The sequence below is a fragment of the Paenibacillus sp. B2(2019) genome, from assembly GCF_008370385.1.
Classification (GTDB): domain Bacteria; phylum Bacillota; class Bacilli; order Paenibacillales; family Paenibacillaceae; genus Paenibacillus_AQ.
The window spans coordinates 232,627-244,368 of sequence record NZ_VTZR01000021.1 but is presented as its reverse complement, the minus strand read 5'-3'; the positions used below and the strand labels follow the sequence as shown (position 1 = coordinate 244,368).

The 11,742-nt window shown below is 40.3% G+C and carries 8 protein-coding genes; 2 read left to right on the top strand and 6 right to left on the bottom strand.

What is annotated here, in order from left to right; all coding sequences use genetic code 11:
* Window position 1 precedes the first annotated feature (1 nt).
* Entirely contained in the window at window positions 2-1,834 is a 1,833-nt protein-coding gene (locus tag PAENI_RS20220; RefSeq protein ID WP_188114626.1) for a cache domain-containing sensor histidine kinase, read from the bottom strand.
* Between the two features lie 935 nt (window positions 1,835-2,769).
* On the opposite strand from PAENI_RS20220, the gene PAENI_RS20215 reads away from it, so the two are divergent.
* On the top strand, window positions 2,770-3,747 hold the full coding sequence (locus PAENI_RS20215) for a tRNA dihydrouridine synthase (protein WP_149646509.1): 978 nt from the start codon (window positions 2,770-2,772) through the stop codon (window positions 3,745-3,747).
* Between the two features lie 151 nt (window positions 3,748-3,898).
* On the opposite strand, the gene PAENI_RS20210 is transcribed toward PAENI_RS20215, so the two are convergent.
* From PAENI_RS20210 to PAENI_RS20190, 5 genes are all read right to left on the bottom strand, one after another.
* A complete protein-coding gene (locus tag PAENI_RS20210; RefSeq protein ID WP_149646508.1) occupies window positions 3,899-4,762 on the bottom strand; it encodes a DMT family transporter in 864 nt (287 codons plus the stop codon).
* Window positions 4,763-4,793: 31 nt separating this feature from the next.
* A complete protein-coding gene (locus tag PAENI_RS20205) occupies window positions 4,794-5,606 on the bottom strand; it encodes an MBL fold metallo-hydrolase (RefSeq protein ID WP_149646507.1) in 813 nt (270 codons plus the stop codon).
* Window positions 5,607-5,686: 80 nt separating this feature from the next.
* The gene (locus tag PAENI_RS20200; protein WP_149646506.1) at window positions 5,687-7,291 is read right to left on the bottom strand and encodes an extracellular solute-binding protein; all 1,605 of its coding nucleotides are present in this window, start codon (window positions 7,289-7,291) and stop codon (window positions 5,687-5,689) included.
* A 72-nt stretch (window positions 7,292-7,363) separates the two neighbouring features.
* Window positions 7,364-8,218: a carbohydrate ABC transporter permease gene (locus PAENI_RS20195; protein WP_410477483.1), complete on the bottom strand. Its 855-nt coding sequence runs from the start codon at window positions 8,216-8,218 to the stop codon at window positions 7,364-7,366.
* Window positions 8,219-8,274: 56 nt separating this feature from the next.
* Window positions 8,275-9,198: an ABC transporter permease gene (locus tag PAENI_RS20190; protein ID WP_081382824.1), complete on the bottom strand. Its 924-nt coding sequence runs from the start codon at window positions 9,196-9,198 to the stop codon at window positions 8,275-8,277.
* A 249-nt stretch (window positions 9,199-9,447) separates the two neighbouring features.
* On the opposite strand from PAENI_RS20190, the gene PAENI_RS20185 reads away from it, so the two are divergent.
* On the top strand, window positions 9,448-11,724 hold the full coding sequence (locus tag PAENI_RS20185; protein WP_149646504.1) for an AraC family transcriptional regulator: 2,277 nt from the start codon (window positions 9,448-9,450) through the stop codon (window positions 11,722-11,724).
* Window positions 11,725-11,742: the final 18 nt, after the last annotated feature.

The following is an 11,742-nucleotide window of genomic DNA, read 5'->3' as shown; positions in this document are numbered from 1 at the left end:
CTTATCGCCTCCCCGTTATCGTAAATACCGCGCCGCCTGCCGGAGCTTGGTCCACCCGAACCTCGACGGCCTCACCGTAAAATAAGTATAGCCGGGCAACCACATTCGCAAGGCCGATGCCATTGCCCTCTCGTATCGGTAAACCTCCCGCCGCTCCTTTCTCTTCTGCCAGACAGTCCGTCTCCGATCCGGGGTCGTCTCTCAATCGCCCAATTTGCTGCCGAACCTTCTCCAGTAGCTCAAACGATAAGCCGATTCCATTATCGACTATTGAGACAGTCCACGTGACGTCGCTGACCATCCCCGACACGGCAAGCTTCCACGGCGGATCGATTCCCGCGAACCCGTGCTGAAATGCGTTCTCAACGAGAGGTTGCAGTGACAATCGCGGAATTGGAACGGGTCCTATATCCGGATCAATGTTCATTTCAATTTCCAAGAATCCTTCGTACTTGCTCCGCATCAATGTCAAGTATTGCTCCACATGTTCCATCTCCGCCCCGACGGTAGAATCCTTCCTTTCGAACTTCATGGTGTATCGGAGCATATCAGACAACGCGATGCACATTTCCACAACCTTCGGATTGCCTGAGCTTTTTCCGTAGGCCGCGATGACTGTCAGCGTATTATGGAGGAAGTGAGGATTGACCTGCGCTTGTAGCGCGTTCATCTGCGCGACCATCTCTCGTTGCTTGGCCATCTCCTCTTGGCGCATCGTCCGCTTCAGCTCGTCGAGCAAACCTTGAAAAGCTACACCAAGCAGCGTAATTTCGTTGGAGGTTCTCAGCTTCGAGGGCAGAAGCTCCAGCTTCGCAAGGTCGACGTTGGCTAGTGAATCCTTCAGTCTCCTTAGCGGTCTTGTCACACGGCTGGTATAGAGATAGAGAGTCAGCAGCAACACGACCATCACCGACAAAAAAATTGTAACGGAGCTATAGCGCAAATACTCGATAGGCCTGCGGTAAACGGATACGTCCTCGATCAGCAGCACCGTCCAATCCGCCGCCGTCAGCTTCGAATAAAACACCATCTCGTCGGTCCCGGAAAACTGCATTCGGAAATGCCCGAATTCTTCATCCAGCGGCATATTCAAGCGGTCGTTCTCCTCGACATTACCGGCAATGACCGGACTTAAGCTGCTGAACAATACGCCGCGATCGGGACCTAGAATAAGCACGTTGCCGAAGGACAGGTCGTTACGGAAAAAAAAGAGGTTCTCCAGCTCCATGACCGAATAGCTGATCTCCACATATCCGTACACGTTGTAGTTATCCCTGAGCGGCCGTACGATCGAAACAACTCGATCTCCCGATTCGGACCATGGGTCGGGATGGGGTGGCAAAAACCGTTTATAATCGTCCATGGCCAAGTAATCCCGGAACGTCGGCTTGGCGCGCACTTGGAATTTGTTGGATTTCACGTTATCCATCTTGTTACTTAATCCCATATAATCGCCGAAGCGGCTAACGATGCTGATTCTCCCTTTAAGCGGCTGCAGCGACGTGAAAGACAACAGCGTATTACGCACCTCCGCGTTTATTTCCGGGTGTGCGGTGAAGTAGTTCACTTCGGAATTGGACGCAATCCCCTTCAACACGCCCATAATCGAGTTGGATGCATTAACGGAGATTGAAAGTTTGTCCATTTCCTCCAGCATGTCGTCAACTTGCTCCTGAAGCTTGATCGTCGTCTGCTGCTTGTTTTGCGCCAAATCATTTTCGATCAACGATTCATTACGGAAATAATAAATGACGTTAATAATAGTAAGTACAGCGAACAAGAAGACGGACAGCATCAAAAAAATCTTGGTCTGATATCTCAACGAACCGAACATGCCGCCCCCTTGCCGCGCGAAAAGTAAGCGCATTCTTTATTGATCCTATTAATGTAACAAATATGGAGTGCCGAGTGAACAGGACAATCCACAGATTGGGGTATGGAAAATTTACGGAGCAAAAAAAAGACCTTCTCGCTATTCCGGCATTGAAAGTTGTACACGAGCAGAACATTAATTTGGGGATGCTCTTATAAGCTCTAAGCTGATCGAAAAAAAATGAATTTGATATCTCAATAACACGCCAACAAGAAGCAGTGGTACAACAACAATTACTACCGAATACTCCGGTTTTAAAAGCATCAATTCAGCTAACTGCTGCCACTCAACCTGTTACACTCAGAGCCCTGCTTGAAGATGAAAAAGTTCCTACAAGTTGATAATCCTTATATGAAAATAAACGGTGCTTCAAAGGAAATAGGGAAGGGTATGGGAACTGCACATATATACATACACACAACGTTAACGCGGTGTCGTCTTAAATTATTAGGACATAAATAACACAATGTGGTCCACTGGGGTATCCCTTACGGGAAACCTTATTATATCATGCCGCCTATGATATTAGATGAGTTGTATGTGTTTTTCAGATCTTATTATAGGTTTTCTATCCGAATCCCCTTAAAATTCAGTCCTATATTTTCAAGTCAAATTGATGTGTTAGTAGTGTTCGTGGTCAAAATGTGCTAATGGAATTATCCAATCATATGTTTCGTATGCGGGAACATATTAACCTAGGATGTGATCTGTTACAATCCGCAGAAACCTTGATTGACGGTTTTGCACATGGAGGCAAGGGGAGTCGAACCTCCATGTGCAGTGTTTACAAGGGTTTTAAGTGCATCAAACGAAAAAAAATGATACTATGTATGATGGATAAAAGACTTTTACTATAGCCTATATCGTTTTTATATATTACAACAAGAGGAGATAATATGAGTAACGAACAAAACTTTTGGCTTGATTTACCGAAGCCGTTTTTTATATTAGCACCAATGGAAGATGTCACAGATGTTGTATTTCGTCACGTCATTAGTGAAGCTGCCAAACCCGACGTGTTTTTCACAGAATTCACTAATACAGAAAGCTATTGTCACCCTGTAGGAAAAGACAGTGTTCGTGGTCGATTAACGTTCACAGAAGATGAGCAACCGATTGTCGCTCATATTTGGGGTGATAAACCTGTATTTTTTGAACAGATGAGTATTGATATGAAAAAGCTTGGTTTTCGCGGTATCGATTTAAACATGGGATGCCCAGCACAAAACGTCGCATCCAATGGAAAAGGTGCTGGATTAATAAAACATCCTGAGGTTGCAGCAGAAATTATTCAAGCAGCAAAAGCCGGTGGATTGCCGGTTAGCGTTAAAACAAGATTGGGTTACTCTGATATTGACGAATGGCGCGATTGGCTAGGACATATATTGAAACAAGATATTGCGAACCTTTCCATTCACCTTCGGACAAAAGAAGAGATGAGTAAAGTAGATGCACACTGGGAACTAATCCCTGAAATAAAAAAATTACGCGATGAAATTGCTCCAAATACGTTGTTAACTATTAATGGAGATATTCCTGACCGTGCAACAGGATTAAAATTAGTAGAACAATATGGCGTTGATGGCGTCATGATTGGCCGCGGCATTTTCACCAATCCATTTGCTTTTGAAAAAGAACCTAAAGAACATAGCGCGAAGGATTTTCTCCATTTACTTCTTTTACAGTTGGATCTTCATGATAAATATTCAAATGAACTCGAGCCACGTTTATTTAAACCACTTCTTCGCTTTTTCAAAATCTATGTTCGTGGATTTAGAGGCGCAGGCGAATTAAGAAACCAGTTAATGGATACAAGATCAACAGATGAAGTACGTCGTTTAGTAAAAACTGTTTTAGAGCAAGAATTAGAATGAGGCATATTCACCTGTGAATTGCCCCGTCAATTAGACAGTATAAAACTATCTAATGCTTAACAGAATGAAAGGCCTCTCGTATTCCTACGAGAGGCCTTTCATTCTTACCCTATATGGTCAGAACGTAGTCCTCAATTCTAGTAAAATCAACTTATCCCCATATGGCAATGGAGATGATCCCACAGGTAATCACAGCCGACATGATAATTCTTCGCACTCCTTGCTTCTCTTTTAGTACAAGTATGCCAAGAATCGTACCTACAACCGTTCCAATTTCTCGTATTGGCGCAATTGAAGCTAGTGGAGCAAGCTTCATCGCCATCAAAAACATAAAATAAGAAGCTGGCGAGCAAATACAACCAATCAAGATCATTTTCCAGTTTTGTTGCCATTCCCTTATAATTTGTGCACGACCGGCTCTTATAACCATGAAAAAAGCGACGATTACATAATTAATATTGGATAATTCAAGCGTTGATAGCGGAGATAATTGCTGGACAATTAGTTTGTCCATTAATGTATAGCCCGCTACACACATCCCTACTACAATTGCATAAAGAATGGATATAGAATGGGTCGGTTTCTCTTGATTTGCATGACGATTAACGATTCCACTAATAATAAAGAGCCCTACTATGATACAACAAAAGCCTATCCAGCCTGCTAGAGTTAAGGAATCCCCGAATAACACAACACTTAACAAGGTCACTAGCATAACACCAGTACCTCGCATGATTGGATAGGTCTGCGATAAATCACCATAGGAATACGATTTAGAGAGGAAAATGAAGTACGACCCTTGAAATAAAGCAGATATCGCCATATAGCCAAGTGTCTCCGCATGAAGCTCAACTTGGAGCAGCTCAATAATAAAATAAGGGAATAGAGCAAGTGTACCAACAATATGAATCGACCAGAGAAATACGTATTTATTCAGACTTCTCTTTGTAAATAGGTTCCATACCGCATGGGTAATACCTGAAAATAAAACTAAAAAGACTGCCATTGAAATCATAGGAATATCCTCATTTCACTTATGCGCTAACTCATATGTCCAGTTGCATCCCATCAAATGCTACTGTTATCCCATTCGGCTCAAAAATATGAACCAAATCTTCATGCAACAGATGAGCATTATGAGAGAAATGAGTGACTACGATTCGCCCTTCTGCTTTCATAACAAAATTCTCGATTAACCATTCCCGTGTTTTTAGAGTATCCTCAACATTCATGTGAACTTCACAATTTGGGGCATTCCCAGTCGTACATTCTAGAATAGCAAGATCCAGTTTTTTTCCTTTCAACCAGTCCCAAGTCTGTTTGGGAAACCAACCGCTATCGTGACCATAGAAAATGGCTTTTTCATCCTTTTCTATGTAATACAATAAACAAGTTTCTTTAGAATCATGATTGGCAAGCAATGGCGTAATCGTAGCTGTTTGTGTTTGTACGGTTTCAAAGGGCTTCAAGTTGTGAAATTGGAAGCGATGGCTTTCTGTGGCAAGCAATTGGCTACAGTGCTTAATAGGCAAATCATGACCGTATAGATGAAGTTCTTCCTCTTCATTAAATTGAGCATAACCAAGCGCACGAATCAGTAAATCTTCAGGATACAAATGATCGGAATGTGAATGTGTAAACAATAAATCGCGAACCTTATCCATATCTACAGAATCACGAATGGAATGATGTAAGGTGTCCGCTGGAAAATCAATCTTAAGTATTTCATCAATCAAGACCGAAGTGCGTGTACGAATATTTTTTCCACCACGTACTTTGGCATGCTTGCAAGTCTCGCAATGACAGAATAGCGAGGGAATTCCTTCAAATGCAGCCGTTCCATGAAAAAGAACCTTCATAAATACTCCACCCTTGTAGTAGAGAACAACAGGAGATTAATCCTGTTGTTCTCTCCGAGTAACACTCTAAACTGGCTCAATCACTTAATATTTGCATCATCCAAATACTGCAACCATTGCTTCGTGTATTCCGCTTGAATTTTATCGAGACCAGCTTTTTTGGCCTTCTCCATAAATAACTTCAAGCCGGCTTCAACATCCTTAACCATACCATCGTTCAAAGGATATAAGTATTGCTTTTCAACTTGTAGAAGGGCCGCCTTCTCTGCTTGATAAGACGTCCAATCCTCTCCAAAACCTTGGAAAATATTCGGTTTTGCTATCTTATCCATTTCATCGAACATGTCTAGCACAGCTTGATAGCTCTTATCAAACAACATGAACTCCGGATTTCTCCATGCCCATCCATTCATACCTTCTCTTGTGAATCCGTTTGATTGGGCATCACCAAGCATTTTATAATATTTCCCATCTTCAATTTCGAAATTCTTGCCTTCAATACCGTATTGTGTCAGCCAATTGTAGCGTTTATCAGTCACCAATTTCTCATAGAAAGCAAGAGCTCTCTCTGGATTTTTGCTACTGCGTGGAACTGCAAAGCCATTATGAATCGGGTGAACGGGTGAAGAGAATCCTTTCATGTTCGGATACGGGGAATAGCCTAGCTCCCAATCCGGATGCAGTGATTTCACTTTGACAACAGCATCACCAAAGCGGTTAGGATTCTCACTTCCCAAAATTGCTGCGGCTTTACCGGCAGCAAATATATCACTACCACTATCTTTAATGTTCAGCATATTCTTCATAAAGTACCCTTTTTCTTGCCAACTCCTGAACATTTTTAAATCTTCCAAATGCTGCGGAGAGCCCCAATAGCTGGTTACGTCTCTTGGAGTGTCATACATGATACTAAGTCCATATGGAACTTTATCGTTGGTATTCACAGTTTTAGTAGTCATTTGACGGATGGAATCTACATGACTAACCTCAGTATCCGCCAGAGGTAGCATATCCGGTTCATTCTTGCGTATGCCATCCAAATACTGCTCTAGCGTTTCGAGTGATTCCGGCTTTGGCAAATTATATTTTTTACGCAAATCTTCCCGATAGGCAATACCATCATTTACATACTCCTTCCAGATCGCTGGAACGGTGTAAATTTTCTTGTCAACCTTGACTGCTTCCCAGAAATCCTGTGGTACATATGCTTGTAGCTTAGGTGCAGCCTTCGGTATGAGATCATCTAGCGGAAGGAAAGCCCCTTTCATCGCATATGACTGGTAATTTGTCCATTCTGCCGTAAAGATCAGGTCAATCGGCTGCCCTGAGGACAACAGAAGCTTATACTTCTGATCCCAGTCTGTCCAGGTTGTGAAGTTGAATTTGACGGTTGCATTCAAATCTTCTAATGCCATTTTGTTAACTTCATCCTGAATGAGCTTTAAATCCTTTGGGGCATCACCCAGCATATAGAACTGAAGCTCCACTTTCTTCGATGTGTCGATTCCAGTCGCTTCTTTTACAGTCTCTTCTTTTACAGCCTCTTCTTTTACAGTTGGAGCCTCCGTGCTGGTATTTGACGTAGTCTCCCCAGTTTTGGCATTACCACTGCAACCAGCAAACAAACTTGCAGTTAAGAATAAAGAAGTGCCGATCGTTAACAATTTCTTTTTTCCTTTTCTCATACTAACCCTCCCCTTAATTAAATGATCTATGTCAGCCGATCGCATACGAGTTCCTTTCGTTTGCTTTCGGTACTAACCCTTCACTGCACCAATCGTTAATCCCTTCACAAAATATCGCTGCACAAACGGATATAAGAAAATAATGGGTCCAGTAACGACGATCGCCATTGCCATCTTGGTCGACTCTGTCGGAATGTCACGCCCTAGGGTTACACCGGTTCCAGTGGCCATTTGAGAAACGAACATCATGGTATTGATCGTGTTATACAAGTAGTATTGAAGCTGATACATGCTAACGTCATTAATGAACAAAGAAGACATGAACCAGTCGTTCCAGTACGTCAGAGCAAGGAACAGACCGACAGTCGCTATGCCAGGCATAGCAAGCTTCAGCACGATACTGTAGTAGATCCTAAAGTCGTTCGCGCCATCGATTTTGGCCGATTCGAATAATTCTTCCGGAATCGCAGATTTGATAAAGTTTTTCATTAAAATAATAAGAAAAGGTGTCATAAGACCAGGTAATATCAGTACGGCATAGGTGTCTGCCAGCCCAAAGTATGTAGTCAGCATGATGTACCAGGGCACAAGCCCCCCTCCAAACAGCGTTGTGAAATAAATGAAGAAGGACAAATGATTGCGATACTTGAAATCTTTCCTCTGCAGCACATAACCTGCCATTGTAATAAGAAACAATCCCACCAGCGTTCCAACCACAGTTACAAAAATCGTAACACTATAAGCCTTGATTAGCTGAGCTGGAAAGATAAACACCATTTCATAACCTTCCAGCGAGAACACTTTAGGAATCAAGTGAAAACCGTCGCGAATAATGGATTCATTGGCTGTCAATGAGCCTGAAATGATCAGAAGGAAAGGAAAGAGACAGAGCAAAGAGAAAATCGTAATGATCAGATAAGCTATCATGCGGAAAACTCTAGAACTTAGAATATTGTCATCCAATGTAATCCCTCCTCCCTATTTTAGAACAATGCATAATCATCATTAATTTTCTTGATGATATAATTCACTGTCATAATCATTACAAATCCGAAGATAGACTGATACAAACCAGCAGCAGTTGCCATACCAATATCAAAATTAACTTTCAAAGATCGATAAACGTAAGTATCGACAATATCCGTAACGTTGAAGAGCACTCCGTTGTTCCCGACAAGCTGATAGAACAGATCGAATTGACCTTTCATAATGCTTCCGAGTGCAAATAAGAGCAGAATGATAAATGTTGACTTCAGCATAGGTATGGTAATATACCAGATTCGCTGAAAAATATTTGCACCATCAATTTTGGCAGCTTCGTAATACTCATCGCTAATTCCCATGATGGATGCAAGATAAATGACCATGGAATAACCTAGGTTCTTCCATAAATAAAATGCTGTAATCAGAAATGGCCAGAGCCATGGTGTATTGTATATGTCTACTGGATCCAATCCGAACGATTTGAGTAACTGATTAACAAAACCGGAATCAGCATTAAACATGTTAAACGCTAAAACACTAATCAGAACAAACGAAACGAAGTAGGGTAGAAACATAATGGATTGTGATAACTTTTTAAATAGCTTCCCTCGGACTTCACTTAATAGGATTGCTGCCCCTATAGATACCACGTTACCTAATATGATAAAAACCACGTTGTATCCAAGCGTATTGATTGTCAACTTCAACAGAATTCCAGATTGCGTTAAAAATTTAAAATTGTCTAATCCTACAAACGGACTTCCAAATAAACCACCTGCAAAATCATAACTTGTGAATGCATAATAGATGCCGACCATTGGAGCATAAGAATTTATTAAGAAAAAAAGCAGTGTCGGTGCTATCATCAAAAACATGATTTTATTCTTATTTAATTCATAAAAAAAACCCTTCTTCTTAAACATGACTGACCTCCTCCTGAATAGAATTGCTCGTGAATCTTACTTCCAAATCATAGAAGAAGCGGATTCGATAATATACTGTACAATGACACACATTGCTGTAATCTCGGTATTTGTGAAGTATGAAATTTCTGTACTTTTGTGAATATTCACTACATTTAACCTAATTTCGGCTGCTGGATTTATAAATTTGATTGAAAGCACCAGACTGATGATTTATACTCAGACCAGCGATGAAAGGGGTTTCAACAAATGATAAAACATTGGTCTAAAGAGCATAAAAAAGTTTACAGCCGAATACTCCTTGGCTCTATTGGATGTGTTGTTATTACCCTTTTGATAACTTCAACTATTCTTTATATGAACTTTACAAGCATCGCACTTAAACAAGTTTATCGTTCCGATTCAAATAGTCTAAATCAAATTAAAACACAATTATCTACTATGACTGAGACTGTTACCTCACTGTCCTCCCAGATTTACTATGATTCTGCGGTATCTAAGTTGTTGTATTATGCGGACTTGAATATCTATGATGTCATTTTTGCACAGCAACAACTTGATAACTATCGCGCATCCTTACCATTCATTGAATCCATTTATGTATATAATGCGAAATCCAATCAGTTCTATATTAGTTCCAATAATTCACGAAGCGGAATTCAACCGAAGTCCGAACTGGATGATGATGGAATTCTAGACCTTTTTATGAAATTCAAAGAACATCGCCCCTTTCAACCGATTCCCAGAACCTATAACATCGGTTCGGTTCAGACCACTCCAGTATCAAGCTACACTTACTTATGTTATAGCGTCATTGATGATAATAAGGATTTAAATACAGCTGTTGTTGTTAATATCTCGGCATCATGGTTAGGCCTGCGAATGGATCAGTCGGGGAAAGAGATCTCGGAGAATAACACGTTTATCATTAATCAGGATGGAATATTATATTCCAGTAGTGATAAGCAAGAGATGCTAACTGATATATCTGATAAAACCTATATACAGAAAATTATTCATGATACTTCAGAATCTACATATTTTGTAGACACTGTGGATGGAGTTAAATCTTTAATAACGTTTACTACACCCGATTCATTAGGCTGGAAATATGTTCGGATTACCCCTTATAGCAATATCACTCAGGAAATAAATGAATTGAGGTATCGAATATTATTTATCTGTATTGGCATTCTTCTCTTAGGATTGTTGATTTCATTAACTTTATCCCATAGCGTATATCGCCCGTTTGACAAAGTCATACGCAAGTTCAAAACCCTGGAAACAGAAAGACGTAACCATCAACATATTCTTAAGCAGGATTTCCTTAGAAATACGATTTTAGGTAGAGAAACGAATAATGCTGAGGTGTTACAACAGAAATTACATTACTTCAATTCAGAGCTTATGGTTAATAATAAATCACTGATTGTTTTGATAAGGATCGATCAATTCCCCACAGTCCTCGAGAAATACAAAGAAGATATAAAATTGCTTAAATATGCCATAATGAACATTTGTACAGAAATTTCCTCACCGATCTTTCAAGTCGAAGCCATTGATATGGGGGATGATAGTCTTTTACTTTTGCTAAACTTTCATGATCCGCTTTATATAACGGAACGGGATTCGCTGATTGAAATGGCAGAGCTTATGCAGTTGTCAATCACCAAACATTTAAAATTATCCATCACGATTACCTTTAGTCCTGTGAAGGAATCCATTGAGCAATGCATCTTAGTCTACAAGCAAGTACTTGAGGCTTCTTACCATCGATTATTCAAAGGATACGGCAGCATCCTCTTTTCGGTTGACATTATGAACTTAAAAACCAAAGAATATATGTTTCCAGTTCACAAAGAAAAACAGTTCATTGAATCCTTGATGTCAGGAAATGCGGAAAAGGCACGGAGCATCTATATTGATATCGTAGGAGAAATATCAGAATATTCTTTTACCGTTGTTCAACTTGTCGTATCACATTTAGCACTTACTGTTAATAACGTCTTGCGAACATTAAAAAAGAACAATGCGATTTTAACATTACCCGAATTCGATACAACGTTCTTACTACCAAATCATGTGGAAACCATAGAAGAAATCAACACTCCATATTTCAAGATATTTGAAGAAATAAGTGAAAAAATCGAAGAGAAAAGAAATACAAAACAAGAAGAACTCATTAGAAAAGTACATCAAATTATTGAGCGCGATTATAGCAATTCCAACCTGTGCATAAATTCAATTGCAGACGAGCTCTCGATGTCTCCAATCTATTTGAGCCGGTTATATAAACAATTAACTACAAAAGCACTACCCGATATAATTAGTGAAATGCGGTTGAATAAAGCCAAAGAGCTGTTGAAGACCTCTGAATGTACCATTGTTGATATCGCAGAAAAAACTGGATTTACTAGTAGTTCGTATTTTTATCGTTTATTTAAGAACAGTACTGGTATAACCCCGAGCGATTATAGAAAAAAAAGAGACCCTCTACAATTTTGTGCAGCAAGCGAAAAAAAATGATACTATGTATGATGGGCA